Annotated in this window: 29 protein-coding genes; 7 read left to right on the top strand and 22 right to left on the bottom strand. The window is 29.9% G+C overall.

Annotated features, from left to right (window positions below; translation table 11 throughout):
- Window positions 1–33: 33 nt before the first annotated feature.
- The 3 genes from BEE63_RS11205 to BEE63_RS11195 all read right to left on the bottom strand — a co-directional run bounded on the left by BEE63_RS11205 (window position 34) and on the right by BEE63_RS11195 (window position 2,356).
- Complete coding sequence (locus tag BEE63_RS11205; protein WP_066021466.1) at window positions 34–906, bottom strand: SPL family radical SAM protein; 873 nt, start codon at window positions 904–906, stop codon at window positions 34–36.
- 40 nt (window positions 907–946) lie between these two features.
- On the bottom strand, window positions 947–1,387 hold the full coding sequence (locus tag BEE63_RS11200; RefSeq protein ID WP_066021465.1) for a GyrI-like domain-containing protein: 441 nt from the start codon (window positions 1,385–1,387) through the stop codon (window positions 947–949).
- A 66-nt stretch (window positions 1,388–1,453) separates the two neighbouring features.
- Entirely contained in the window at window positions 1,454–2,356 is a 903-nt protein-coding gene (locus BEE63_RS11195; protein WP_066021464.1) for a helix-turn-helix transcriptional regulator, read from the bottom strand.
- A gap of 246 nt (window positions 2,357–2,602) precedes the next feature.
- On the opposite strand from BEE63_RS11195, the gene BEE63_RS11190 reads away from it, so the two are divergent.
- The gene (locus BEE63_RS11190; RefSeq protein WP_081312522.1) at window positions 2,603–3,175 is read left to right on the top strand and encodes a DUF3231 family protein; all 573 of its coding nucleotides are present in this window, start codon (window positions 2,603–2,605) and stop codon (window positions 3,173–3,175) included.
- A gap of 108 nt (window positions 3,176–3,283) precedes the next feature.
- Here the strand turns inward: BEE63_RS11190 and BEE63_RS11185 are convergent, their stop codons facing one another.
- The 5 genes from BEE63_RS11185 to BEE63_RS21685 all read right to left on the bottom strand — a co-directional run bounded on the left by BEE63_RS11185 (window position 3,284) and on the right by BEE63_RS21685 (window position 7,148).
- Window positions 3,284–4,147, bottom strand: coding sequence for a GNAT family N-acetyltransferase (locus tag BEE63_RS11185; RefSeq protein ID WP_066021462.1), 864 nt, complete (start codon window positions 4,145–4,147; stop codon window positions 3,284–3,286).
- A gap of 27 nt (window positions 4,148–4,174) precedes the next feature.
- The gene (locus BEE63_RS11180) at window positions 4,175–4,924 is read right to left on the bottom strand and encodes a GNAT family N-acetyltransferase (RefSeq protein WP_066021461.1); all 750 of its coding nucleotides are present in this window, start codon (window positions 4,922–4,924) and stop codon (window positions 4,175–4,177) included.
- 182 nt (window positions 4,925–5,106) lie between these two features.
- Complete coding sequence (locus BEE63_RS11175; RefSeq protein WP_066021460.1) at window positions 5,107–6,129, bottom strand: alpha-hydroxy-acid oxidizing protein; 1,023 nt, start codon at window positions 6,127–6,129, stop codon at window positions 5,107–5,109.
- 274 nt (window positions 6,130–6,403) lie between these two features.
- Entirely contained in the window at window positions 6,404–6,895 is a 492-nt protein-coding gene (locus BEE63_RS11170; RefSeq protein ID WP_066021459.1) for an HD domain-containing protein, read from the bottom strand.
- Window positions 6,896–6,950: 55 nt separating this feature from the next.
- On the bottom strand, window positions 6,951–7,148 hold the full coding sequence (locus tag BEE63_RS21685) for a hypothetical protein (protein ID WP_175400844.1): 198 nt from the start codon (window positions 7,146–7,148) through the stop codon (window positions 6,951–6,953).
- A 176-nt stretch (window positions 7,149–7,324) separates the two neighbouring features.
- Between BEE63_RS21685 and BEE63_RS11165 the strand changes: the two genes are divergently transcribed.
- Complete coding sequence (locus BEE63_RS11165) at window positions 7,325–7,981, top strand: pentapeptide repeat-containing protein (RefSeq protein ID WP_066021458.1); 657 nt, start codon at window positions 7,325–7,327, stop codon at window positions 7,979–7,981.
- Between the two features lie 199 nt (window positions 7,982–8,180).
- On the opposite strand, the gene rlmH is transcribed toward BEE63_RS11165, so the two are convergent.
- The 5 genes from rlmH to BEE63_RS11140 form a co-directional block, all read right to left on the bottom strand.
- On the bottom strand, window positions 8,181–8,660 hold the full coding sequence (gene rlmH / locus BEE63_RS11160; RefSeq protein WP_066021457.1) for a 23S rRNA (pseudouridine(1915)-N(3))-methyltransferase RlmH: 480 nt from the start codon (window positions 8,658–8,660) through the stop codon (window positions 8,181–8,183).
- Between the two features lie 60 nt (window positions 8,661–8,720).
- On the bottom strand, window positions 8,721–9,221 hold the full coding sequence (locus BEE63_RS11155) for an SEC-C metal-binding domain-containing protein (RefSeq protein WP_066021456.1): 501 nt from the start codon (window positions 9,219–9,221) through the stop codon (window positions 8,721–8,723).
- Between the two features lie 369 nt (window positions 9,222–9,590).
- Window positions 9,591–10,376: an MBL fold metallo-hydrolase gene (locus tag BEE63_RS11150; RefSeq protein WP_066021455.1), complete on the bottom strand. Its 786-nt coding sequence runs from the start codon at window positions 10,374–10,376 to the stop codon at window positions 9,591–9,593.
- 30 nt (window positions 10,377–10,406) lie between these two features.
- Window positions 10,407–11,663 carry a UDP-N-acetylglucosamine 1-carboxyvinyltransferase gene (locus tag BEE63_RS11145; RefSeq protein WP_066021454.1) on the bottom strand — a complete coding sequence of 419 codons (1,257 nt, stop codon included), beginning with the start codon at window positions 11,661–11,663 and terminating at the stop codon, window positions 10,407–10,409.
- A 202-nt stretch (window positions 11,664–11,865) separates the two neighbouring features.
- Window positions 11,866–12,027, bottom strand: a complete 162-nt coding sequence (locus BEE63_RS11140; RefSeq protein WP_066021453.1) for a DUF1540 domain-containing protein — start codon at window positions 12,025–12,027, stop codon at window positions 11,866–11,868.
- A gap of 142 nt (window positions 12,028–12,169) precedes the next feature.
- Between BEE63_RS11140 and BEE63_RS11135 the strand changes: the two genes are divergently transcribed.
- Both BEE63_RS11135 and BEE63_RS11130 read left to right on the top strand, forming a co-directional pair.
- A complete protein-coding gene (locus BEE63_RS11135; RefSeq protein WP_066021452.1) occupies window positions 12,170–12,718 on the top strand; it encodes a 2'-5' RNA ligase in 549 nt (182 codons plus the stop codon).
- 208 nt (window positions 12,719–12,926) lie between these two features.
- Window positions 12,927–13,388 (top strand): dUTP diphosphatase, encoded by a 462-nt coding sequence (locus BEE63_RS11130; RefSeq protein WP_066021451.1) that lies wholly within the window; start codon window positions 12,927–12,929, stop codon window positions 13,386–13,388.
- An 85-nt stretch (window positions 13,389–13,473) separates the two neighbouring features.
- Here the strand turns inward: BEE63_RS11130 and BEE63_RS22325 are convergent, their stop codons facing one another.
- Window positions 13,474–13,602, bottom strand: a complete 129-nt coding sequence (locus BEE63_RS22325; protein WP_278286417.1) for a hypothetical protein — start codon at window positions 13,600–13,602, stop codon at window positions 13,474–13,476.
- Between the two features lie 136 nt (window positions 13,603–13,738).
- On the opposite strand from BEE63_RS22325, the gene BEE63_RS11125 reads away from it, so the two are divergent.
- Window positions 13,739–15,766 carry a thioredoxin domain-containing protein gene (locus BEE63_RS11125; RefSeq protein ID WP_066021450.1) on the top strand — a complete coding sequence of 676 codons (2,028 nt, stop codon included), beginning with the start codon at window positions 13,739–13,741 and terminating at the stop codon, window positions 15,764–15,766.
- A 51-nt stretch (window positions 15,767–15,817) separates the two neighbouring features.
- Window positions 15,818–16,252, top strand: a complete 435-nt coding sequence (locus tag BEE63_RS11120; protein WP_066021449.1) for a DMT family transporter — start codon at window positions 15,818–15,820, stop codon at window positions 16,250–16,252.
- Between the two features lie 1,058 nt (window positions 16,253–17,310).
- On the opposite strand, the gene BEE63_RS11115 is transcribed toward BEE63_RS11120, so the two are convergent.
- On the bottom strand, window positions 17,311–17,502 hold the full coding sequence (locus tag BEE63_RS11115) for an FmdB family zinc ribbon protein (protein WP_066021448.1): 192 nt from the start codon (window positions 17,500–17,502) through the stop codon (window positions 17,311–17,313).
- A 135-nt stretch (window positions 17,503–17,637) separates the two neighbouring features.
- Here BEE63_RS11115 and BEE63_RS11110 point away from each other — a divergent pair, with 135 nt between their 5' ends.
- Window positions 17,638–18,831, top strand: a complete 1,194-nt coding sequence (locus BEE63_RS11110; protein ID WP_066021447.1) for a S8 family serine peptidase — start codon at window positions 17,638–17,640, stop codon at window positions 18,829–18,831.
- A gap of 222 nt (window positions 18,832–19,053) precedes the next feature.
- Here the strand turns inward: BEE63_RS11110 and BEE63_RS11105 are convergent, their stop codons facing one another.
- The 7 genes from BEE63_RS11105 to BEE63_RS11075 form a co-directional block, all read right to left on the bottom strand.
- A complete protein-coding gene (locus tag BEE63_RS11105; protein ID WP_066021446.1) occupies window positions 19,054–19,989 on the bottom strand; it encodes an AEC family transporter in 936 nt (311 codons plus the stop codon).
- A gap of 23 nt (window positions 19,990–20,012) precedes the next feature.
- Entirely contained in the window at window positions 20,013–21,191 is a 1,179-nt protein-coding gene (locus tag BEE63_RS11100; protein WP_066021445.1) for an ABC transporter permease, read from the bottom strand.
- Window positions 21,192–21,207: 16 nt separating this feature from the next.
- On the bottom strand, window positions 21,208–21,924 hold the full coding sequence (locus tag BEE63_RS11095) for an ABC transporter ATP-binding protein (protein ID WP_066021444.1): 717 nt from the start codon (window positions 21,922–21,924) through the stop codon (window positions 21,208–21,210).
- Window positions 21,925–22,020: 96 nt separating this feature from the next.
- A complete protein-coding gene (locus tag BEE63_RS11090; RefSeq protein ID WP_066021443.1) occupies window positions 22,021–22,611 on the bottom strand; it encodes a hypothetical protein in 591 nt (196 codons plus the stop codon).
- Window positions 22,595–23,335 (bottom strand): hypothetical protein, encoded by a 741-nt coding sequence (locus BEE63_RS11085; RefSeq protein ID WP_066021442.1) that lies wholly within the window; start codon window positions 23,333–23,335, stop codon window positions 22,595–22,597. The genes BEE63_RS11090 and BEE63_RS11085 overlap by 17 nt, the downstream gene beginning before the upstream one ends.
- Before the next feature lies 1 nt (window position 23,336).
- A complete protein-coding gene (locus BEE63_RS11080) occupies window positions 23,337–24,209 on the bottom strand; it encodes an ATP-binding cassette domain-containing protein (protein WP_066021441.1) in 873 nt (290 codons plus the stop codon).
- Window positions 24,210–24,218: 9 nt separating this feature from the next.
- A complete protein-coding gene (locus BEE63_RS11075) occupies window positions 24,219–24,581 on the bottom strand; it encodes a GntR family transcriptional regulator (RefSeq protein ID WP_066021440.1) in 363 nt (120 codons plus the stop codon).
- Window positions 24,582–24,760: the final 179 nt, after the last annotated feature.

The following is a 24,760-nucleotide window of genomic DNA, read 5'->3' as shown; positions in this document are numbered from 1 at the left end:
CATAAGGATTAGTGCTTTAAATTCTCCACTTTTCTATATATCAAAACCTATTTGAACTTCATTATTCTTCTCCTCAAAAGCTCTCATATAATTAAAAACTTCTCTTACATCACAAATAATATTATTTCTATAACAGGTTTCTTTAATAATTTTCATAAGTTTTTCATGATTCTTACTTCCTACTTCATAACTATTCCCATATTGTCTTATGTATTTTTCCTTTAAACCTTTAAAATGCTTATCTAAGTTCTTATAGTAATATTCTCTATTTCCACTTCTTAATGTTAATCCAATACCAAATACTACAATCCCTTTAACTTTAGCTTCTATACAATAATCTAAAATTCCTCTTATGTTTTCCTCTGTATCATTTATATAAGGTAAAATAGGACTTAGCCAAACTACCGTAGGAATTTTATTATCCCTCATTATCTTTAAAACTTCAAATCGTTCTTTTGTTGTAGAAACATTTGGCTCAATAATCCTGCATAACTTCTCGTCATAAGTTGTTAATGTCATCTGAACAACACACTTTGCTTTATTGTTTATGCTTTTTATGAGGTCCAAATCTCTTAATATTCTATTCGATTTAGTTAATATTGATAATCCAAAGCCATACTTGTCAATTATCTCTAAACATCTTCTTGTATTTTGAAGCTTTTCTTCTATGTGAATATATGGATCACTCATTGCACCTGTTCCAATCATACATTTTTTTCTTTTTCTACTAAGTGCATTTTCTAATAGTTGCGGTGCATTAGCCTTAACCTCTATGTCTTCAAAAATATGATTCATTCCATAGCAAAGGCTTCTGGAGTCACAATATATACATCCATGAGTACATCCTCTATAAATATTCATTCCATTATTACTGGATAGTATACTTTTCGCTATCACATCATGCATATAATCATAACTCCCTTCTAGTACATTGTATCCTCAATAATTACTTTAATGAAATATAAATATCAACCTTAGCATTATTAAAATCTGAATTTAAATATTCTTCAAAATCAGCTTCATAACTTCTATCTAAATCCATTTGCCAAATTTCACTCCAGGCTTCTGCAACCGCTTTTTCCATATGTCCTTCAATATGAAACTTGGCATATTTACCCGCAGGAATTTTCTTTACTGTAAGTCCTTCATTTTGGGCTTTACATACCTCATTTCCTACTGTAACTAAATACTTATTATCTTCATAATCCGAATAAAGTCCTATTGCATATTGATTTACCTTATTTTTTATTGTTTCATTAATTCCACCTTGATATAACTTTTCCCAAAGTCCCCCAATGATTTTCCCCATATTAGGATCATCATTACCTGTAACAGCACTAACTCCTACTACTATTTTTTCTTCTAAATTAACAATTTCATATTCCATATTTATAACCTCCATATATTTGATAAGGTTATTATACTTAGATTAATATGACAACTACATGTCATATTAAGAATAATTAAAAAGCATTTTTTTAATTCTGTTTTTTATTTCTTCTCTTATTTCCTGTGGCTCTAAAACTTCACATTCCTCTCCAAATGAATATATATATCCAAAAAGCCATTCTCCTTTGGGATACTCACCGGTAACAATAAACCTTCCATCATCTATCTTCTTAAAATCTTCAAATTCATCATATACTCTGTATGCCATTTTAGAAGAAATTTTCATTTTTAAAGTAATGCATTCATTATTATAAATATTATCTTCTCCCATTATATTTTTTGGTGCTTTAATATTAAAACTCTCTTCAGAAATATGTAAATTCTTTATCCTTCTTAATTTAAAAAATCTATAATCATTTCGCATTCTACAATATCCATACATATACCAACTCTGACCTTTAAAATACAATTTTAGCGGACATACTTCCCTATCAATGTTCTCACCTTTAACACTACTATAATCAAACTTTACTACTTTTTTACTTAATATTGCAGATTTAAGATTATAAAAAGTTTCTTTTTCTCTTCCCGCATTTCCCCAATTTGAAAAATCAACTTCTATCCAATCAGTATCATTTTCACCTAATATATTATTTAATTTTCTAAGAACCTTTTTAGGTTCTGAAGCATTAAAACTTACAGCATTAACCGCTCTTATAGATGATAATATTTCTGACTTTTCTTCTTCCGTTAATACAGCTTTATTTAATGTAAAGTTTGGTAATATAGATATACCTCCACCTTTTCCTTTAGTCATATACACTGGAATTCCAGCTGTAGACAGTATTTCAATATCTCTATAAATAGTCCTCTGTGATACCTCAAATTTTTCTGCTAATTCTTTTGCAGTTACAATATTCTTATCTAAAAGAATATATATAATTTCAAATAATCTATTTACTTGCATAATGTTTTCCTATCCTTTTTAATACGATTTACTTTAATACTTATAATACAGTATTTTTACTTATAAAAATAGCCTAGTCAATTAATATCAATAACTAGGACTTTAAGCCTCGCTTATGATACGTTTCTCCATATCAGTTATAAAGGTCTCCTCGAAAAATAAAAATATTAATATTATGAGTATTATACATAAAAACTACTATTACACAAATAATAGTTTTGTTACTATTTAAAAAAATAATATAGTATGAATTTAATAGGGAAAGGAAGTAAAATTACTATGGGAATTTTAAGCGGAAATCCTCAAGATGAGCCTCTACACTATGGAGAAGTATTTGCTCTATGGAGTTCTTTATTCGCTGCAAAAGGTGCATTGGATGGGTATCAAGTTTATATCAATCACACTGGTGACAAAGAGTTAAAAGCATTTTTAAAACAAGTAATCCAATCATCGATTAAGCCAGCAATAAAAGATCTAGAACAAGTATTAGTACAAAATGATATCCAGATTCCACCTACACCAGCAGAACGACCTGAAGCAGATCTTGAACAAATTCCAATTGGTGCAAGATTGCAGGATGCACAAATAGCTTATATTGTAGCTGCTGATATATCAGCAGGTGTTGTAGCATGTAGTCAAGGAATGAGTCAATCAATACGTGAGGATGTTGGATTATTGTTTGGCAAACTTGGTGCAAAAAAAGCAAAAGATGGTGCGGCATTATTACAAATCATGAAAGATAAAGGTTGGCTAGTTCCACCACCACTTCATCATGATACAAAGAGCAGTGATAAACAACAACTTTGCAAAATGATGTAACGATATCTTCTTTGACTTTTGTATATAATTTAACTAGCATGCAAATTTAATTATAAAAAAAGGCGAATCCATTACTTTTAGGATTCGCCTAGAAATTTGTAACTAAGTTTATGCATGTGATAAAGTTGGAAATATTAGTTTTTTATTTTCTATGTTTTCTAAATCTTTTCCTAAAATAAATAATGTACAATCCTCTTCGCGGTATTCATCTATGGTATATCCCGTTGCATCATAAGGTGTAAACCCAAGCGTTACCTTCTTTATATCATTTCCAAAAGAATTGATTACTGTTTCTAAGTTTACCTTGTGACCTGCTATTATTTGTTTTATAAAAAGGTTTTCTCCTTTAGCATCTGCAATAATATATGTATCCTCTTCAGCCAAATAATAAACAGAACTACTGCAGATTGTCCAAAATGCAATTAATCCTGGATTGTTCATGGTAAATCTATCATTACTTATGCTATTACTTACAGTGTTGAAAAAAGCTTTACTTTTAACCTTGCCTGACATATCAACCTGTTGTATTTTCTTTATATTATTTATTGAATAAACATCTTTGCTATACTGATATTCTTTGCTTCTTACAAAACCGAACTTAGGATAAAAATTTATAACACTGTCATTTCCAAATAAATATATTCCATCTGAGTTTTCTTTATACTTATCTATTACCTTCTCCATAAGATAATGGCTCAAACCTTGACCACGATAATTCTTATCTGTCATAACTGTGCCTATTTGAATATAATGTTTCTCTATACCATCCAAATCAAAATCCATTAGACTAACAGACACATTGGCTATAACTTTATCGCCATCTATCAATGAATGTGGAATGAACTTATCTCCCCAAAACCCATTAGAATACCAATTCTCAAAATTAAAACCAAAAGTCTTTTCAGTTAATTCGTTGAGGCTTGTGCGCATTTTATCATTATCTTTATAAGATTTAATATAAGCGTATTTCATTGTCATCGCCTTCTCAAAATTGTATTTTTATTTCTTGAGTATTCTCTTTAAGCTTCCAACATCTAATAAATTCACTGTCTGAAATTTTCCTTTATAAAACACAGCATAGTTATTAAAAACACAAGGCAATTCTTTGGCTTTCTGTAATGCATCCACTTGAATTAAAGATACAGGAACATTATTCATTTTACAATACTGTTTTATCTTCTCAACGTTTTGATAGATATAAGGGCATTGCATATCATAATAAATCGTTAAATCCTTACATTCAATTTCTTCCTTTTTAGAATTTTGTGTGAACTTCGGTGCTGTTCCATCAAAAGAAATTGCAAGCAGTTCATATCCATTATCTGTAGTATCAACAGGCTTAAAACCAAACTTCTTTGCAAATGATTGATCAGGAAGCCAATGTTTTTGTTTCTTTGCTCCAAGCATGCAAATACCTGATTTACCCTTTTCTCTTGCATCTGCCAAACAATACTCCATCAGTGATTTTCCGTAGCCTTTTCCTTTATAACTACCGGAAACCCATAAGCAATATATATAGTAATAGTTATCACCAGTTATAGGAACCCAAGCTGTTTCAAGAGGCGCATATTCAATAAAAACTGCTGCCTTTTCATTTAACTTTCTAAAAACATGACCTTCATTTAATCTGTCAGAAAGCCATTGCCTCTTTCCTTCAATACCTTGATGTGTTTTTTTACTGCGTATAATACAGCATAAATGTTCATTATCAAGATTTTCCGTTGTCAAGTTAATAAAATCATTACCCATATTTTAATTTTCCTCTCTTATGAATTCTAATTTACCTTTCACTTAAAATTTATTTACTTTTAATTATAACATATTTTGTAAATACATCAGATGGTATAAATAAAAGAAGGGCTACTGAAATACCCCTCCGATTAAAAAAGACGTCACATTAGTATAAAAAAATATGCTAATGTGACACCCTTTTACCATGGAATTGAAATCATATCACGAATAATTTCATTTAGGCTATGTGCTCCACACATCGCCATCGTTTCTTTTAATTCACTTCCAATTTTATCAATATATACTTGAACGCCTTCATCTTCTCCACCATATAAAGCAGTTACAAACGGCCTAGCAATTAAAACACCATCTGCTCCCATAGCAAGTGCTTTAAAGACATCTGCACCACTACGGATACCACCATCAACAAAGATTCTCATATCATGACCTACTACATTAACAATATCTTTTAACACTTCAGCCGTTGATAAACATTGATCTAAAACTCTTCCCCCATGATTAGAAACAACAATGGCACTTGCACCAGCTTGTTTAGCTTTTAACGCTCCCTGAACAGTCATGATTCCCTTAACAATAAATGGCTTATCACAAGCTGCTATAATTTGTTTTAATTCTTTTACAGATTTACTTCCCGCAGGAGGTGTCATATTTTTCAAAAAAGGTAACCCTGCTGCATCAATATCCATAGCTATAGCAATGGCATTTGATTCTTTGACATATTTCATTTTTTCTAAAATAGTTTCATAGTTCCAAGGTTTAATGGTTGGAATACCCAGACCATTTTCTTTCTTAATCGCTTCGGCTGCTGCTTTCATCACTTCTGGATTTGTCCCATCACCAGTAAATGCTAGTATACCATTTTTTGCACAAGAGGAAACAAGAATATCATTATATGACTTATCATCATATTTATCACCATAATGAAGATTCACTGCTCCTACTGGTCCAGCGAAAATAGGGTATTTAAATTTTTGATTAAATAATTGAGTACTTGTATCAACCGCTTTATTTTCTACTAAAGTATCCATATTAATTCTTATTTCTTTCCATTTATCATAGTTTCTTATTGCTACATCACCAATTCCTTTAGCACCAGGCCCCGGAATTTTGTTTTTACAAGCTCTTCCATTACATTCATAACAAGCTTTACAGTAATCTCCTATACATGTTCTTGCTTTTTCTAATACTTCACTATATATCATTGTGATTCTCCTTTACTTCTTGATAAATTCATTTAATGAAACGTACATAGTTTCTACTTTTCCTTTAAAACAATTATAGAACATTTTGCATCAGTGTTCTATTTTTTTGTAATTGTTTCAAAGCATATTTAAAGCATTGATTCAAATATCATAAAATTATTATAACTACAAAACTTATCATATTTCTTTTTATATTGTAAGTCATTTCCTATTAATTGCATTCCCAATTTTAGTAAGCGATAACCTTTTTATTATCTACTGTATAAATTAAAACTTACTCAGGAGCATAAATAGACCTTAATAAAGCAATACCAGTTGCTGTCTTAAAAATTTTTTCTATTGCATTATTAATATTTCCTTTAGAATAATTGCTTTCATCAGCATTCACAATATAATCTGCTTCAATCAAAATCTGATAGTCTAATCCGGTAATATCATTAGGAGTGTGGTGATGACCGACCAAAAAAATAACATGATTGATAAATTCTTCAGAATATCCAGTATCCTTTAGAAACTCAGCAACTAAAATTTTGCCTTCTTTTTCTTGATACTTGCCATTTGTATTTCCATATTTTTTTCGGCAAAGTGGGCATGCAATATCATGGACAATTGCTGCTACTTCCAACACAGTTTGTGTATTTTTATCTAATTTTTCACATTCACCAATTATTTTAGCATAAGCATATACCTTCAAAAAATGATTAATGTCATGAAGATTTCCTTTAGAATACTCAATCATCTTTGTTGCAATTTCTGAAACTATCATAAAAAACTCCTCCTCAATGCTACAAATTCTAAATTCACCTACTACAATAAACTAATTATATCATTTCATTGGTTTCCATTTTGCAATTTTTCATCATAATTATATGCACAGGGCTTAATATCATAACTCTTCTTGAAATAAAACAAGAAGGAGAACCACCACCTTTTTCTATGCAATTCCAAAATCCGCCGATTTTAGATGCGTTGTCAGAAGTAATGCCATTGCCGCTACAAAAGTATTTGTTTAAATGCATGTTTATTTTGTTTATTTATGAAGATAGTATATAATAATATCTAGATTTCAAAATATGCTGACTTTACCAATTATAATGAATAGAACATTGGTAGCTACTTAAAATAGAACACTAAGGGTTTGTATATTAAAATAATAAAAGGCAAAAGTAATATTTGCCATGGAGGTAACAGTAAAATGGCTAGGAATCAAAGTGTTAAGGGAAACTTTCATTACAATAATATAGAGAAAAAAGATAAGAACTTTATGTATCAAAATCTTCAGAGAAGCAATTGCTATAATAGCAACTTTTCAAACTCAAATTTTGATTATGTGAGTTTTAGGGGTGCGCATTTTAAGTCATGTGGTTTTTTTAAGTGTACTTTTAGATGGTCAGAATTCGTTGGCACAAATTTAAAAGGGAGCAGTATGAGCAATGCTGTATTTGAAAATACTATATTCGACTCCGCAAATTTAGATGGAGTTAATTTTAAAGATGCCAAATTTACAAATACTATATTCTTATCCACTGATATTGAGAAAGCTAGAAATTTAGATCCTAAAAATCCAAATATTAAAATTTTTCATGAAATGCCCCAGTTAGAAATTAGTGCAGAACTTGCAAAGGCTGTTGAAAACGTAATGAAAAATGAATATGTAAAAAAGGCAAGAGTTCTTGATACAAAGGATGGAACCTTCAACCTATTAAATTTAATGATCTTATTAGATAGTTTTGATGAAGCAACGTTAATCAAAGGTTTAAATATCATTGCAGTTAAACAAGATAGAGCTTTTCACACATTAAGTTATGTAATCAAACTACTTAAAAAATATAAGGTGGATGGAATTCTTTAATCCATTGGATTGTAAAAGAAACAATATGAAGCTAGTGAATATTTAATATTTTGCATTTATTAATAAGAAGTACTAAATAGTAGTTGCCTGTAAAAAAGGGCACTACTATTTAGCATATAATTTATTTAGTTTATGCTATAACTTTAAACATTCTTCTCCTTTAAAACTATTGATATCAACGGTTTTAAAGAAATCTACTTTATTTATGATACGGTTCACCCCTACTAATCTTAAACCCTCTATAAATCTGCTCCAAAAGCATAACTCTGAAAAGCTGATGCGGAAATGTCATCTTAGAAAAGCAAAGTTTATAATCCGCTCTCCTCAAAACTTCACTTGAAAGCCCAAGAGAGCCACCAATTATAAATGCAATATTACTGCTACCTCTAAGTCCTAAATTATCTATAAAGCTTGAAAATTCCTCTGAAGTAATCATCTTACCGTTCAAGTCCAAAGCCACAACATACATATTATCCTTAATTGCTGAAAGTATTTTTTCTCCTTCTTTTTCCTTAATTAAATTATCCTCTTTTAAAGATGCATTTTCAGGCGTTTTTTCATCCTGAAGCTCAATTATATTTAACTTACAGTACCTAGTAAGACGCTTTGAGTATTCCGTAATTGCATCTTTTAAATATTTCTCTTTAAGTTTCCCAACCGTTACTAACGTTATATTCATCATTTTCTCCTTATGACTATAAGAAAACCCCACATAAAAGTGAGGTTTCGTAATTATATATTATCTTTTTCCGCAGCAATTCTTGTACTTTTTTCCGCTTCCGCATGGACATGGATCATTTCTTCCGATTTTATTCTTGTTTACATATGTTTTTGAAGAAGCCCAGCTCTTTTTTATTTCTTTCCTCTTTTCTTTTGAGAAAATTCCATCCCACTGAGGCAAATCATATAGATATGCAGCTTTAGCTTCAAGCATATCAGCATACAATTTTTCAAAAATAATTTCTAATTTTATATCTGAAGTTACTTCTAACTTTTCAAGGTCTAAAGGTTCCTTTACGCTTTCATTTATTCCATCAAGAAATCCCATAAAGAATACAGGATCGCATCCATACTCAGCAGCTAATGAATCAATTTTTCCTTCGATTACATTATTATGACCTGCAAGAATTTTCTTGTATATGTTTCCTTCAATTTCACCATAATCTTTCCAGAATGCTGCTTCTCCTTTATGTTTTACATAATCCACAACTTTATCTGTCCAATCTTTATATAAACTCATAGCTCTTTCTCCTTTTGACTTAATATTAATTTAATTATAATAAGAACCGCATACCTTTTCAATTTACGTTATAAGCAAAATTTATTATGTTTTACTTATTTTAGTTTATTAAATTGATTTCTTTGGATATTTTACATCTTTCTTACTAATAGGTTTCAATATATCATAATTTTTACCTAAAGTATAAATATCATAGTTTTTTATCAATGTTTTTATAGGCTTTGCCCGAAAAAATTGTGTTAAAAATGATACTTTAGCGCATAATCCACTTTTCGTGCAGTAGTATAAAAATAACCATACTTCCCATTATAAAAAGTATGGCAACTCCTTTAGCAAATGTATCTTTATTATTCTAAAATTCACAAACAATTAAAACTCCACATAATTACTTGGCTCGCTGCGCTTTGCCATGCTTATAGAAACATCTCCGTCTAATTCTATACCATTGTCAATTAATTCATTAACAACAGTTTTATATGCAAGTTCTGGATAATTATTTGTTCTACTTAAGTGACCGAGCACAATTTTTTTCTTACTCTCCTTTGCTATATCTACAATAGCTTTACCGCAATCTTCATTGGATAAATGTCCAACATCACTTAAAATTCTTCTCTTTAAATTATATGGATAAGGACCAAATTTAAGCATTTCTACATCATGATTACTTTCAAGAAGAATTAAATTAGAGTCCTTTATAGCAGCTTTAACTTCTTCTGAAAAATATCCTAAATCCGTTGCAATACAAACCGACTTGTTATCACTCAAAATTTTATATCCACATGGCGATGCCGCATCATGCGGTATTCTATAACTTAAAACATCCATGTCTTTTATTTTTATGTATTCTTCTGTTGTTATCTTTATATTATCGTCTTTTATCTTGCCAACATTTCTTATCATAGCTTTCCATGTGGGTTCATTGGCATATATAGGTATATCGTATTTTCTGGATAGTACACCTACACCCTTTATGTGATCTAAATGCTCATGTGTTACAAAAATGCCATCTATTTCACGTGGATTTTCATCTATTTCCTTTAACGCTTTTTCTATATTCTTGCCTGAAAGTCCTGCATCAACAAGTATCTTTGAATTATTAGAAGCAACAAAAATACTATTACCACTGCTTCCACTATAAAGTGAACAAAATTTCATATTAATCCCTTACCTTAGATAATATCGTATTTATATTTCTTCTCTCCTAATATCTGCTCCAAGCTTTCTGAACTTATTTTCTATGTGAGGATATCCCCTATCAATATGCTCTACACAGGATATTTCACTTTTTCCTTCAGCAATTAAAGCAGCTATTATCATTGCAGCTCCTGCTCTTAAATCTGTAGCTTTTATTTTAGCTCCGGTGAGTTTTCCAACGCCATCTATTATGGCAATTCTTCCTTCAACCTTTATATTAGCACCCATCTTCTTAAGTTCATCAACATGCTTAAATCTACTTTCCCATATGCTCTCATTAATTATACTTCTGCCTTTAGCAACAGAAAGCAATGTACTCATAGGCTGCTGTGCATCAGTTGGAAAACCCGGATAAGGAAGTGTTTTTATGTTTACTCCTTTAAGGTTCTTGTCTGATTTTACAGTAACATAATCATCGCCTTCATCTACTTCAGCTCCCATTTCTATAAGTTTTGCTGAAATTGATTCAAGGTGTTTTGGTATTACATTTTTTACTGTTACTTCGCCGCCGCAAGCTGCTACTGCTATCATATACGTTGCAGCTTCAATTTGGTCAGGTATAACACTATAAGTACATCCCTTAAGCTTCTTAACGCCTGAAACTCTTATAACATCAGTACCTGCTCCCTTTATATTTGCTCCCATGCTATTTAAGAAATTCGCAACATCAACTATATGTGGTTCTTTTGCCGCATTTTCAAGTACAGTGGTACCCTCTGCAAATACAGCTGCAAGCATTAAATTAATAGTTGCGCCTACACTTACCACATCAAAATAAATATTAGTTCCAATAAGTTTATCTGCTGTAACATCTATAGTTCCATGATCAATCTTTACCTTTGCGCCAAGAGCTTCAAAACCTTTAATATGTTGATCTATAGGTCTAACCCCTATAGGACATCCTCCTGGAAGATCCACTTTAGCCCTTCCAAATCTCCCCAGAAGTGCTCCTACAAGATAATATGAAGCACGCATTTTTCTAACATCTGGCGTATTTGCTTCTACACTTGTAAGATTAGTACTATCTATATCAATAGAATTATTTACTCTTTTTACCTTGCATCCCAAACTAGTTACTATTCTTTCAAGACATTGAATATCTTGAATATCTGGTATGTTGTCGATATGTCCTATTCCTTCACTTGCCATTATTGAGGCTGGAAGTATTGCTACTGCTGCATTTTTAGCCCCTCCAATTTCTACATTACCAAAAAGAGGATTACCTCCATTAACAACTAACTTGTCCATTACAATATCCATCCTTATTAATTTTTTTATCTATGTAAACTTTTCGTTAAATTCTTCAGCTACAATCACAAAGTATATTATATCATACTTATAAGATATTTTGAAACATTATATATATTTTATTTAATAAAAAAAATTGCTTTGAAATTTAACCTTTCAAAGCAACTTTTTACATTAAAATTTATTAATATCACACTTTACACTATTTTTCTGATTGAAAGCTTCCACAATCAGTTTGTTCCACTGTTTTAGCTTTATTAGTATTTTTAACTACTTTTATATTTTGTAAAGTACAATAATCATCATCTTTACAATGAAATTTACATTCCGAAACAACGCAGCCTATACTTGAATTATGATCCATATTATATTCCTCCTTAAAATTTTATTACAAATCTTATTATTACAAAAAATATATATTTTATTCTGAGCAGATTATCACCGTATATGGTATAATATAGAGAGTTTTAGTAATATAAAATTTTTATTTATTGTGGAGGATAATAATGAGATATTGTTTAGTTGCTTCATTTACAAAAGATTCTTACTCGCATATTGAAAATCTTCAAAGGAATGCTTGCAAAAAATATAAATTATATAAGAGAATTTCAAACCTTCACGTTTCTTTGCAAATGCTCGAAGAGCCTAATCTGGAGAAATTAGATTCAATTATAAAAAAAGAACTTTCTTGTTATAAAAAATTTAAGGTACAAGTAAATAAATCACATTTAACATATAATTCCCCAAGTAAAACAGTTTCTTTGAAAGTAGAAAATAGAGGATACATAAATAGAATAGTACGAAATACAAATGAGAAGCTTCATTATGGAGGTTTTAAATTTTCTATGCCATATAAAGATGTTAATTTATTCATACCTCTTGCTAACGGAAATTATCAAATAAAAAACATTTTAGAGCATGAATCTAATGATATACATGATTATAATGATGAGAAAGATTTTTCATTTTTAAAAATTGAAAGCTTTGATTTGTGTAAATTAGTTGGTCATAGAAAAATACATATTATTAAAAAATATCCTTTAAGAGATTTCTGATAATATTTGCTGTGAAAAGAGTATAGAAACATGGAGGTATTAAAATCCTGTATTCCATGTTTTTGTACTCTTTTTCTGTCGCAATTTGCAATAAATTTTGACTTTTTAAAAATTTTTTTGTTGTAATCGTTTAGCACATCTTTTCTTATTTTTAACTTTAATATAAAATAAAAAGTATACTAAAGTAAAAGAAAGGCGGCTCATTTCTATGGATTTAAATAAGCTTTTTCATTTACAAAAAAATTTAGATGCAAAAATATTAGAACAAAACAATCTAACTAATCAAAACTTATCTTCACAAAAAATTCTCGCACTTCAAGTAAAATTCGGTGAACTTGCAAACGGAACTCAATGTTTTAGCTACTGGGAAACTAAAAGTCCCTGTAAAGAAAGTACTATACTTGATGAATATTTAAGCTGTCTACATTTTATTCTAAGTATAGGTATTGACAATGACTTCACTAATTTTGATTTGTCATCTTCATACCTTTCTTGTAATATAATTGAACAATTTTTAGGATTGTTTATAGATATAAATGATTTCGTAATATGTTCATCTAGAGACAACTATACAACACTTTTTCAAGATTTTATTAACTTAGGCGAATGCCTTGGTTTTGACGATTCTGAAATTGAAGCTAACTTCTTAGAAAAGAATGTACTTATTTAGGGATATATAAAAACTTTTACATAATATTTTTCAAAAAAACTATCGCACTAAAATTAGTGCGATAGTTTTTTCATATAAGAAGTAACTACCTATCTTTTTCAGTAAAACTATAACGAGAAGTTGTTCTTGTATCATGTGCCTGTTTATTCTGTGCCGCAATGTTATTTACAGCCTTTTTTTGCTTAACATTTTTAGTCTTTTTATTCTTATTCACTTTCATACCACCTATCTATAAAATATTAATTTACAAAATATATTTTTAACATAAAAAATTAAAATATGTATATGACATTTAAAGCAATTTTACTGGGCATACTATTTATGTTAATAAATTTTAAGGATGTGTTTTTATGAGTATAACAAGTACAACTAATAGATTAGCTAATGAAAAATCTCCATATCTTTTACAGCATGCTCATAATCCTGTAAATTGGTATTCCTGGAGTGATGAAGCATTTGAGAAAGCAAAATCAGAAAACAAACCAATATTTTTATCCATAGGCTATAGTACCTGTCATTGGTGCCACGTTATGGAAAAGGAGAGTTTTGAAAGCAATGATGTAGCAAAAATTTTAAATAGAAGCTATATCTCAATTAAGGTAGATAGAGAAGAGAGACCTGATATTGATGAAATTTATATGAACGTCTGCACTGCACTTACAGGAAGCGGTGGATGGCCTTTAACAATAATAATGTCTCCTGAGCAAAAACCATTTTTTGCAGCCACTTATATTCCCAAGAATTCTAGGATGGGCATGCAAGGATTAATAAGCATTTTAGAAACCATAGAAATGCAGTGGAAAAATAATAAAAATAAGCTTTTAGATTTAGGTACCCAAATAGTATCTGCCCTGAACAGCAGAAACAAAACCTTGTATAAAGAGTTATCAGAAGAAATTACCCATGAAGCTTTTTCCCAATTTAAATATGGATTTGATGAAGTTTATGGAGGTTTCGGTAATTCTCCAAAATTTCCAACCCCACATAATTTAATATTTTTAATGAGATATTCATATACTGCAAAAGATAAAACCGCGCTTAACATGGCACTTAAAACACTGGAGTCAATGTATAAAGGCGGCATATATGATCATATTGGGTATGGTTTTAGCAGATACTCAACTGATGAGAAATGGCTTGTACCTCACTTTGAAAAAATGCTTTATGATAACGCCCTTTTGTCCTATGCATATATTGAAGCTTTTAAAATAACCAGAAACAATAAGTATAAAAACATTGCCGAGGAAATATTTACCTATGTGCTAAGAGATATGACATCAAGTGAAGGTGGATTTTACTCAGCCGAGGATGCAGATTCTGAAGGCGTTGAAGGTAAATTCTATGTATGGTCTCTCGATGAAATACTTAACATTTTGGGGAAAGAAGACGGAGAAAAATTTTCAAAGTACTTTAATGTAACTAAATCGGGCAACTTTGAAGGTAAAAATATATTAAATTTAATTGGAAAACCAAGTGAAGAAATTTCTAGTGAATTTTTAAACACATGTAGAAAAAAACTATTTGATTATAGAGAAAAAAGAATTCATCCTTACAAAGATGACAAAATACTTACTTCCTGGAATGGGCTAATGATTGCAGCTTTAGCATATGGTGGAAAAGCTTTTAAAAATGATACATATATTATGGCCGCAGAAAAAGCTGCAAATTTCATATTAAGAAACCTTATAGATAATAATGAAAGGCTCCTGGCAAGATACCGCCACAAAGAAGCTGGAATAAAAGGATATCTAAGTGATTATGCTTTTTTAATATGGGGATTAATAGAACTTTACGATGCAACCTACAATTCTGAATATATTAATAAAGCAGTTCAGCTAAATAATGATCTAATAAAATACTTTTGGGATGAAGAAAACAAAGGCTTATTTATTTACGGAACTGACAGTGAAACATTGATTTCAAAGCCTAAGGATATATACGATGGAGCATTACCATCTGGAAATTCTGTATCCGCACTGAATTTTATAAGACTTGCAAGAATCACAGGGAATTACGATTTAGAAACTAAGTGCAGCGAAATTCTTAATTCTTTCAGTGATGATATAGAAAGCTTTCCGGTCGGTTATTCATTTGCTCTACTTTCAGCACTATTTTTACAAAAGGAATCTAATGAAATTACACTTGTTTCTAATTCTAACGATAGTGAATCAGCAAAATTTCTAGATATAATAAATGAAAAATACAATCCCCTCTCCACATTTATCTACTATGTAAAGGGTGATAAAACTCTAGAAAGTATATCAAGCTTTGTTTCAAATTATAATACTGTAAATAATAAGCCAACAGTATATATATGTAAGAATTTTTCATGTAAAGAGCCAATTACAGATATAAATATTCTTAAAAATACGCTCTAATATAATAAATTTTCTCACCTTAGGTAAAAATAAACCTGAGGTGATTTTTTTATGATTGGTATTATATGCTCTATAATATCCGGCATTTGCATGAGTCTTCAAGGAGTTTTCAATACAAGACTAAGTGAAAAAATAGGACTCTGGGAAACAAACGCATGGGTGCAAGGCTCTGCTCTTCTAGTTACCTTAGTTGTTTGTTTTATATTGGGGAATGGGAATTTCAAATTAATAGGAACTGCAAATAAACTTTATCTAACAGGCGGAATACTCGGAGCTGTTATTATCTACACCGTTATGAAAGGTGTATCAACTTTAGGTCCTACATGTTCTATCAGTATCATATTAGTTGCTCAACTTTTATCAGCAGCATTAATTGATGTTCTAGGTTTATTTAACACAAACAAAATTGCCTTTGGTACAACAAAAATTATAGGCGTTGTCCTAATGCTCGCAGGAATAATCGTATTTAAATTGAAATTGAATTAATAGTGATTTGTAACATAAAAAAAAGTTCTATAAATCTTATCCTAAATGGGGTTTGGGTCATAGACCCATTATCCTTCTTTATAGAATACAGGCTATCTTAATGTTTACGACTAACAATTTTGATTTATAAATATTACTGATTATCTAAACAGACACTCTCGTAATATAGAGAGTGCCTATATTAGGTTAAGAAGGATAATGGGCTAAAGCCCAAACCTCGTATATGATAATATTGAAATATCTAAGTATTTTACGATTTTCTTACCAAGATTTATTAGAATTTTTTTAATCGTTACTTCATCACTATTAATTCAATTTAAAAATAAATCGTGGATACCTTTCCTCCGCTTCTCTACGGAAAGCTTTTAATCCAGGTTATATTTTAAAGCAATGTTAAAAATATGTATTTTTTAACAAAATAATGAAGCATTTATTTAAATTTCCCCGGCTTTTGTACATACCATTCTGTATAACCACAATCTGAACATACATATGGAAACAGTTCACTGAATTCCTTGCATTTATTATAAAGTGGATTAACAATATTTCTGGACAATTTAAATAAAATTGTGTAAATCTTAGGGTGATATTTTAGAAAGACTTAGAAATTTCAATTTAAATAGAAGAAAGAAATTCTAGATAAGCAGTACCTTTTCAATCATATATTTTAGGCAATACATTATAAAAATTCTTGTTCATATAAATTTACTTTCAAACTTCCGTAGGCACAGAGAAATTTTTTCCTTGAGCCACTGTAAAAGCAAAAGAGCAATGCTAAATAAATTATTTTAAAAATCTTAAAAGCCTTTAATTCTACATTTCGGACTTTCGGAAGCGTCAGCGGAAGAAAATCTTCCTTGCCCTTATTCTAAATGGAAGTAACAGCATTTCGGGACGATTTAAATAAAATTGTATAAATCTTAGGGTGATATTTTAGAAAGACTTAGAAATTTCAATCTGTCTGAACGTTAGCGAGTTATTGAAATTTCTTAGGATTTTTAAAATATCACCCTTAGATTTATTAATTTTATTTAATGTCCCGAAATGCTGTTACTTCCCTAGTGGCAACCGCCGCAGGTAGCACAGTGTCCAGTACAATTTCCTCCACCTTTGCCATAAAACTTTCCTTTATATATTCTCTTAGTATCTTCACTGCCGCATTCAGGGCATTTTGCTTTTTCATCAGAATTACTAACTATCTCAAAAAATTGATTTCCACATTTTGAACATTTATAATCTATTAAAGGCACTTATACCTATCTCCTTCCATTGACAAATAAAATTCTCTTTAATTATATTTCAATCTAAATATAAATTCAAATTAACAATGTCATTTACAGAATTCGTTAATATAATATAATATAGCAATTTATTGAGGGAATAATATGTTATCACTTAAAAACAAAATAGATCCTAATCTTGATGTCATGTTTTCAAAAAACAACTACAAAAACTTAAGGGTTATACTGCACTGCAAAAAATTTCAGGATAGAATACTATCAAAGCTTAAATCATATAAAAGCACAGTATTTTATTCTATAGAAGCTGCAAATTGCATTTGTGCAGATGTATCATCTACTTCAATAAAAAGGCTTATAGAATATCCAGAAGTAGATTATGTAACCCTTGATGATCTCTGCTTTATATGTGCTTCTCCTTCTTACTCAACTTATCCGTCTACTTTAAAGAACAATACAAATTTTTCAGGCAAAGGTATATGTATCGGAATAGTTGATACAGGAGTATATCCTCATTATGATCTTAAATATCCAATGCCTAAAATTGATGGTTTTGTGGATTTAATCAATAATTTAAATTACCCCTATGATGATAATGGTCATGGTACCTTTATAAGCGGACTCATATGTGGAAGTGGCAGAAGCTCAAAAGATGAACTAAAAGGAATTGCATATAATTCAAACTTATATATGATTAAAGCCTTTGAAAAAACAGGAAAAACTTATGTATCCTCTGTTTTGAAAGCACTTGAAATTCTTATAAGCGAAAGCAGTGAACATAATATAAAAATAATTTGTCTACCCTTTGAAACATTTTTTGAAAATCATTTTTTATTGTCTATGTTCTCCAAACTCTTTAGCCTAGCAGAAAGTAAGAATATAACTATAGTTTTACCTTCCGGTGGCAATAAAAATGATAAAAATTCTATACGAGGCATTGCTGCCTTACCAAATTGTATAACTGTTTCAGGTATAAATACTCATGCTGGCTTTAAATCTTACACCTATTCCTCTGCTGGCCCGCTTGGCAAATATGAAAAGCCAAATTTATGCGCTCCGTGTGTTGACTTAACTTCTCTTAACTCTGATACTGGATTCATATCGGAAAGAAGTGGCATGAAATTATATCCTAAGGAACTCAAAACACCTTACGTAAACTATACAGGTACTTCCTGCGCGGCTGCATATGTAAGCGGATTACTAGCACTTTTGCTTGAAAAAAATTCAAATTTATCCTGTAAAGATATAAAGTCTATTGTAAAAACTTCTTGCAAGCTGCTTAAAATACCAAAGTGGCAGCAAGGGTCAGGAATAATAGATATAAATTGTCTCTTAAGCTAAGCATTACAAATTAATTTTTTTAAGATTAGCGCATTATTTTAAAGAAATCTGCGCATATTATTCCTAAACAACTTTTGCAATCAAGCGAGTTAACTAGAACATCTTTTCATTTTAAGTTTTGTTAAATTTTCAACTTTCGTAATTAAAAACCTCTAGTTAATTTGCTTGTCTAAATATTGTCCCCGAAAACATAAGTTTTCGGGGACCTATACTATTATCATATTAAAATAGAGCCATAAAAATAGGTATCGTAATCATAGATAAAATTGTAGTTAATGTAACCATCACAGCTGCATATTCACTGTCTGCATCATAAGCCTTGGCTATTATAGGTGCATTTGTCATGACAGGCATAGCCGACTGCATTATAAAAACCTCTTTCATAAGAACTGGCAAATTCATATGAAAGATAATAAGAAACATTACAAGGGGTGAAACTACAAACCTTCCAAGTATGACACCTATCATATCTTTATCAAGTTTTATATTCCTTAACTTAACAGAATATATGCTTATTCCAATGAAAATCATAGAAAGTGGTGTAGTCAAATTGCCAAAATAATTGCAAACATCCATCATAAATTTAGGCAATCTAATATTAATTAGTACAAAAATAACAGCAAATATAAACCCTAAAAGTGGTGGTGACACAATTCTCTTTACTGTATCTATACTTAATATCTTTTCTGCAGGCTTTGGAGAATCCTTACTTATACAAAATACTCCAAGTGTCCAAAAAAATGTAGTATTTGCTATATAGTAAAGCAAAACATAGGATATACTCTTAGTGCCAAACAGTGCCATATTAACAGGAAGCCCTATAAATATAGTATTTGAGTTAAAAAACATTGACTGAAAAGTGCCACGTCTTTTTCTTTCAATACTAAGCATCTTTGACATAATAACCGAAATCACATAGCAAATTATAATAGACATTATTGGTGCAATTAATCCTTTTGATAACTCTATTAATTTTTGCTTTGTAAAATTACCCATTATCTCTGAAAACATAAGTGCAGGCAGTGCAACACATGTAACAAGCTTGGCCAAAGTTTTTGAGAACTTATTATCAAACCACTTTTTTGAGGTTAAATAATATCCTACACATATCATTATTATAACTGTTAAAATACTTTCTATTGCTTTGAATAGTACCATATAAACGCCTTCTTAAGTGAAAATTACGATCTAAATATAACCTCCTCTTTGCTGAACATGTACCTTGCAAAAAAGAGTGCCGCTACCATATATAATACCATCCAACCAAAGGTTAAAGCAATATGAGTATAGTTGTGTATACCAACCAAAAATTCTTTTATAAGACACGTTGCATTTGTTATTGGTATATTAAAATAAACCAATTCTATATTTTTAGGGTCCTTCATCATTACAAGATATACAAGTACCATTGCCACAATTGTCACAGGGCTAAGATAAGTTTGAGCTTCCTTAAAAGATCTTGCATAAACACTTATAGCAAGTTCTACAGCTCCAAAAACTATGGTAGTCATAATTGGTAAAATCATTACCAAAAGTATAGTATCTAATCCTAAATTAAAACCGCTGCCGTTTCCAAACATTCCATCTTTCTGCTGCATGGTTATATAGAGCCCAAGAAGTGATGCCAGCGATATTATTATTCCAACAGCACTTATTGCCAGGACCTTTCCCCACAATATAGAAAGCCTATTTGCTTTAGTCGTAAGAAGCGGTTCTAATGTTCCCCTCTCCTTCTCTCCAGCTCCCAAATCAACAGAAGGTCCAAGAACACCAGTAGCACTATAAATCATCAATAAGAGCGGTACCAGCATAGTAACCATTAATGCTCCCGCACCATTATCTTTTTGTGTAACATCAAGATTAACTTTAATAGGATTAAGTACCTCAGGATTTATATTCTTTTTAGCAAGTCTTGCTGCAACAATCTGTTTTGAATATACATTAATGTAAGAATTTACAATGTTGTATGCTGTCGTTGCATCCGTACTTGAATTATCATAGGTTAATGTAACTTTAGTATTTTTACCTAAGCTTAAATATTCATCAAAATCTTTTGGAATGTCTAAAGCAACTAATATTTTTCCGTCTTTTACATCACTTTTTATATTATTAGATTTCACAATTTTTATATTTTTTTGTTTTTTTAGATAACTTCCAAGAGAACTATTTCCCTCATCAACTATAGCAATTTTTACATTATTTTTTACCTTGTTTTCACTTTTATTTGCAACACTAGATATAAAAAATGATATTAATGGCAATAAGATTATAGGCATAAGTACACTGAATATAATCGTTTTTCTATCTCTAAATATATCTTTAATTTCTTTTTTTAAAACTATCATTGTAGTATTTTTCATATTTCTCACCCCTCATTTACTTTATTAAATCTAAAAATACTTCTTCAAGATTATCATTATTATGCTTTTTCTTAAGTGAATCAATAGTTCCTTCCTCTACTATCTTCCCTTTATGAATTATAATAACCCTGTCGCAGAGCTTTTCCACTTCTGCCATACTATGACTCGAAAAAACTACTGCCTTCCCCTCATTCTTACAATGCAATATAAAATCCTGAACAATTCTAGCAGCACTTACATCAAGACCTGTAGTTGGTTCATCGAAAAGTACTACTGACGGATTGTGAACTATAGATCTCGCAATAGAAACCTTCTGCTTCATTCCTCTTGAAAACTTTCCAACTCTTTTGTCAATATATTCTTCCATTTCAAGACTTTTTGTTAAACTATCTATGCTTCTTTTTGCTTCATCATCTGACATGCCATTCAGTTCTGCAAAGTACATTATATTTTCCCTTGCCGTAAGTCTATCGTAAATTCCAACTTCACCGCCAAATAAAATTCCTATTTCTCCTCTAACCTTTTCTGGCTCCTTCACAACATCATATCCATTTATAAGTGCCTCTCCAGATGTAATCTTAAGCATTGTTGCAAGCATTCTAAGAGTAGTTGTTTTTCCCGCTCCATTTTCGCCCAAGAGTCCAACAATTTCTCCACCTTTTACATCAAAGCTAATATTATCAACAGCTGTTATATCTTTAAACTTTTTTGTAAGTTTACTAACTTCTATCATATAGCTACCTCCTTAAACTTATTCTATAAATATATTTTATAAGATTTATCTATTTACTTATAGTCCTTTAGGTAATTCTAAAAGTTACTTAAGTCATTATTTTAAATCACAACTTTTTATAATATTCCATCCCCATATTACAGCTGTAGCTCCTAAAATGCTTGTAAGAACTAAACCTCCATACAAAATTTCAATTATAGTAACATGATTTCTATATACGAGCATAAAACAGCACACAATAGTAAAAATCAAATAACTTACTGTAAATATAATCCTTGATAGCTTTTTATCATATAAATATGCAATGCCTAAAAAACATCCCATAAAAGATATATTTAAAAATATTAATACATACAATACAGAGAATTTTCCTCCGCCGAAATTCACTATTATAAATTGCAAAATAAATAGTAAAACAGCTACTATCCCGTTAAATACATATATAGAACTATAAATGTGCTTTCTAGTATTCCCTAAGACCATAGAACCCTTAATTGTATAATTGTAATTTTCACCTGCTGAGAATACAAAAATTATAATCATTTCAGCACACACATAAATGCTATAATAATTGATTTTCTTTTCATTTAAATACACTGCTAAAACCAGCATAACAGCTGCCGCAAAAGCTAACAATATTAAAATTTTTTTCTTTATAATAAGCCTTTCCCTAATACTTTTTTTCATATAACCACCCCGGTACAATATCTTTTCTTAAAAATACTTCTCTACCGATAAAATACTCCAGTATATTAACTATAAATGCTGCTATTAGGTATAAAAAATAACTTGTATTATGGTTTATAATCCATGAAGATGAAAATAGAATTGAATCACCGGCCAACAGCGTATATACCATTCCTAATGCTAAAGTAACACTAAGCAGTCCAAATGGGATTTTATTTTTAGTTATAGAAATTACCGAAATCAAATTTACAAACATAAAAGACACATTGATTACAAAAAACATCAATACAATTGCTTGTACATACGTCAATATATTTACATTATTAAACTTAAACCACATACATATTAAATAACTTTTTTTATAAAGAAACATATTTATTGCAACACCTATAAAAAGCATTACAGTAACAATTAAAGAAAATATCGTAATTAAGATTGCATTTTCTAAATAGTATTCTTTCCTATTAAATTTAAAGTTAATAAAATTTTTCATTATGCTTCCGTAAAGTATAGAAGTCTGTCCAAGTGCAAGCATCATTGTAAGAAATATGGAATATAGATAATAAAATTGATTATTATATCGCCCACTTCTATTACTAGAAGAAGCTATTAATATCGTACACATTAGAACTACCATAAGCGTAAGGATAAAATTTTTCAAATACTGCTTTAAATACATATTTATTTTTATTTTAAATTTTTGTTTGTCAATTAAAGCCAGCATTTTAATTTCCTCCTTTGGTCATATAAACAAATAACTTTTCCATTGGTAAGTAGTTCACTTCAATTCCCATATCCTTAAGTTTATTTTTTTCGTCCTTAGTCAATTTTTCAAAAACAGCTGCTCTTAAAATTCCTCCTATTTCTTCCTTATGAATTACATTTACTTTCTTTAAGTACTCTTCTAACTTATCTTTTTCACCCATGAGCATTATAGATTTTTCCCTTAATTCATCGCAATCTTCAAATAGCTTTACTTTTCCCTTATCTATCATAATGACTGATTCAAATATCTTATTAACTTCAGAAATAAAATGCGTAGAAAATATTATTGTTCTTGGATTTTCAGAATAATCTTTTAAAAGCTCATCGTAAAATATTTCTCTTGCAACTTCATCTAGTCCTGAATAAGACTCATCATATATAGTTATTTCTGCTCTGCTTGAAAGAGCTAAAATTATTCCAACACATGCTCTATTGCCCTTTGACAGTTCACCATATTTTTGATTTTCATGTAACTCAAATTTGCTTAATAAAATTTCTTTATAATTTTCATCCCAATTTTTATAAAATAATTTTGCCATTTTAAATATGTCCTTAACCTTTAAATATGGCGAAAACATTTCTTCGTCATTTACAAAACATATTTTTGAAAGTGCATTTTCATTTTCAAAAGTTTCTTCTCCGAATGCTTTAATACTTCCAGAATCCTTAACATATTGACTCACTATAAGCTTTAAAAAAGTAGTTTTTCCAGCTCCATTTCTACCTAAAAGTCCATATATCTTATTTTCTTCAAGCTTTATACTTAAATCATCTACTGCTTTTACAGCATGAAATTCTTTATTTAAATTCTCTACCTCAAGTGCAAACGCCATTCTATCACCTCATTCATTATCTTTAAGCATTTCTATAATATCTTTCACAGGAATGTCCAGTCTTTTAGCCTCTTTAACCATTGAAACTACATAATCATTAAAAAATGACTTTTTCCTTTTTTCTTTTATTTGTTTTTCAGCACCCTCTTTTACAAACATACCTATACCTCTCTTTTTAAATAGTATTCCTTCACTTACCAGCAAGTTTAATCCCTTTCCTGCTGTAGCTGGATTTATTCCATATAAAGATGCAAACTGATTTGTGGACATCACTTGACCATCTTCCTTTATCAAGCCATTTAGTATATCATCTTCAATTCCATCTGCTATTTGGAGGTATATTGGCTTATCATCATCTAGATCTATCTTCAAATTTTCACCCTCCCTTAAAAGTTAGTTGGTTAATTACTTATATAACTAACTATATAACATATAATATAGTTTTTCAATAGTTAATTTAAAAACTATATTATTACTTATTTGACATAATATTTTTTATATGATAATATAAATCTAGCAGTATTGATAATGAATATCATTTTCATATTGAA

It is taken from the genome of Clostridium pasteurianum, from assembly GCF_001705235.1.
Classification (GTDB): domain Bacteria; phylum Bacillota; class Clostridia; order Clostridiales; family Clostridiaceae; genus Clostridium_S; species Clostridium_S pasteurianum_A.
This window is presented reverse-complemented; position numbering and strand designations above follow the sequence as displayed.

Bases quoted from the DNA above. Each gene is read 5' to 3' on its own strand.
- BEE63_RS11205 (WP_066021466.1), bottom strand. From the start codon at position 906: ATGCATGATGTGATAGCGAAAAGTATACTATCCAGTAATAATGGAATG.
- BEE63_RS11185 (WP_066021462.1), bottom strand. From the start codon at position 4,147: ATGAAATACGCTTATATTAAATCTTATAAAGATAATGATAAAATGCGC.
- BEE63_RS11165 (WP_066021458.1), top strand. From the start codon at position 7,325: ATGGCTAGGAATCAAAGTGTTAAGGGAAACTTTCATTACAATAATATA.
- BEE63_RS11195 (WP_066021464.1), bottom strand. From the start codon at position 2,356: ATGCAAGTAAATAGATTATTTGAAATTATATATATTCTTTTAGATAAG.
- BEE63_RS11155 (WP_066021456.1), bottom strand. From the start codon at position 9,221: ATGAGTTTATATAAAGATTGGACAGATAAAGTTGTGGATTATGTAAAA.
- BEE63_RS11085 (WP_066021442.1), bottom strand. From the start codon at position 23,335: ATGCTGGCTTTAATTGACAAACAAAAATTTAAAATAAAAATAAATATG.
- BEE63_RS11095 (WP_066021444.1), bottom strand. From the start codon at position 21,924: ATGATAGAAGTTAGTAAACTTACAAAAAAGTTTAAAGATATAACAGCT.
- BEE63_RS11140 (WP_066021453.1), bottom strand. From the start codon at position 12,027: ATGGATCATAATTCAAGTATAGGCTGCGTTGTTTCGGAATGTAAATTT.
- BEE63_RS11100 (WP_066021445.1), bottom strand. From the start codon at position 21,191: ATGAAAAATACTACAATGATAGTTTTAAAAAAAGAAATTAAAGATATA.
- BEE63_RS11200 (WP_066021465.1), bottom strand. From the start codon at position 1,387: ATGGAATATGAAATTGTTAATTTAGAAGAAAAAATAGTAGTAGGAGTT.
- BEE63_RS11105 (WP_066021446.1), bottom strand. From the start codon at position 19,989: ATGGTACTATTCAAAGCAATAGAAAGTATTTTAACAGTTATAATAATG.
- BEE63_RS11120 (WP_066021449.1), top strand. From the start codon at position 15,818: ATGATTGGTATTATATGCTCTATAATATCCGGCATTTGCATGAGTCTT.
- BEE63_RS11190 (WP_081312522.1), top strand. From the start codon at position 2,603: ATGAATTTAATAGGGAAAGGAAGTAAAATTACTATGGGAATTTTAAGC.
- BEE63_RS11135 (WP_066021452.1), top strand. From the start codon at position 12,170: ATGAGATATTGTTTAGTTGCTTCATTTACAAAAGATTCTTACTCGCAT.
- BEE63_RS11180 (WP_066021461.1), bottom strand. From the start codon at position 4,924: ATGGGTAATGATTTTATTAACTTGACAACGGAAAATCTTGATAATGAA.
- BEE63_RS11150 (WP_066021455.1), bottom strand. From the start codon at position 10,376: ATGAAATTTTGTTCACTTTATAGTGGAAGCAGTGGTAATAGTATTTTT.
- BEE63_RS11145 (WP_066021454.1), bottom strand. From the start codon at position 11,663: ATGGACAAGTTAGTTGTTAATGGAGGTAATCCTCTTTTTGGTAATGTA.
- BEE63_RS11175 (WP_066021460.1), bottom strand. From the start codon at position 6,129: ATGATATATAGTGAAGTATTAGAAAAAGCAAGAACATGTATAGGAGAT.
- BEE63_RS11090 (WP_066021443.1), bottom strand. From the start codon at position 22,611: ATGAAAAAAAGTATTAGGGAAAGGCTTATTATAAAGAAAAAAATTTTA.
- BEE63_RS11125 (WP_066021450.1), top strand. From the start codon at position 13,739: ATGAGTATAACAAGTACAACTAATAGATTAGCTAATGAAAAATCTCCA.
- BEE63_RS11130 (WP_066021451.1), top strand. From the start codon at position 12,927: ATGGATTTAAATAAGCTTTTTCATTTACAAAAAAATTTAGATGCAAAA.
- BEE63_RS21685 (WP_175400844.1), bottom strand. From the start codon at position 7,148: ATGCATTTAAACAAATACTTTTGTAGCGGCAATGGCATTACTTCTGAC.
- BEE63_RS11170 (WP_066021459.1), bottom strand. From the start codon at position 6,895: ATGATAGTTTCAGAAATTGCAACAAAGATGATTGAGTATTCTAAAGGA.
- rlmH (WP_066021457.1), bottom strand. From the start codon at position 8,660: ATGAATATAACGTTAGTAACGGTTGGGAAACTTAAAGAGAAATATTTA.
- BEE63_RS11080 (WP_066021441.1), bottom strand. From the start codon at position 24,209: ATGGCGTTTGCACTTGAGGTAGAGAATTTAAATAAAGAATTTCATGCT.
- BEE63_RS11110 (WP_066021447.1), top strand. From the start codon at position 17,638: ATGTTATCACTTAAAAACAAAATAGATCCTAATCTTGATGTCATGTTT.